The sequence below is a fragment of the Faecalibacillus sp. TM498 genome (genome assembly GCF_020589955.1).
Taxonomy (GTDB): Bacteria; Bacillota_I; Bacilli_A; order Erysipelotrichales; family Coprobacillaceae; genus Faecalibacillus; species Faecalibacillus intestinalis.
On sequence record NZ_JAJDKB010000145.1, the window covers coordinates 1 to 511 of the forward strand.

At 31.5% G+C, this 511-nt stretch carries 1 protein-coding gene; it reads left to right on the top strand.

Going from position 1 to position 511, the window contains the following annotated elements; all coding sequences use genetic code 11:
* Positions 1 to 125: 125 nt before the first annotated feature.
* A partial coding sequence (locus LJD32_RS15065; RefSeq protein ID WP_227392835.1) for an Hsp20/alpha crystallin family protein occupies positions 126 to 511 on the top strand: 386 nt, incomplete at its 3' end.

Consider the following 511-nt stretch of genomic DNA (forward strand, 5'->3'; position numbering starts at 1 on the left):
TCAAGAGCTATAATGTATTTAGAAATTAGGAAAGGTATTAATAAAGAACCTAGTTTCAAGAGTTAACACCGCTTGAAGTAACGATGCTAATGACTAAGCATTTATATTGAAAGGGGAAATGACTTATGATGATGCCTAGCTTATTTACAGAAAACTTATTTGATGATTTCTTTAATGATTTCGATGAAGATTTCTTTGGAAAGAAAAATCCATTATATGGAAAACATGCAAGAAATATGATGAAGACAGATGTCAGGGAAACTGATACGACTTATGAAGTAGATGTTGACTTACCAGGCTTCAAGAAAGAAGATATCAATGTCAACTATGAAAATGGATATTTGACAATATCAACAAGTAAAGGCTTGGATAAAGATGAAAAAGACAAAGATGGACGTTATATCCGACAAGAAAGATATGTTGGAAATATGACACGAAGTTTCTATTTAGGAGATATTCCAAAAGAAGATATCAAAGCTAAATATGAAGGTGGAGTACTTCGTTTATCAGT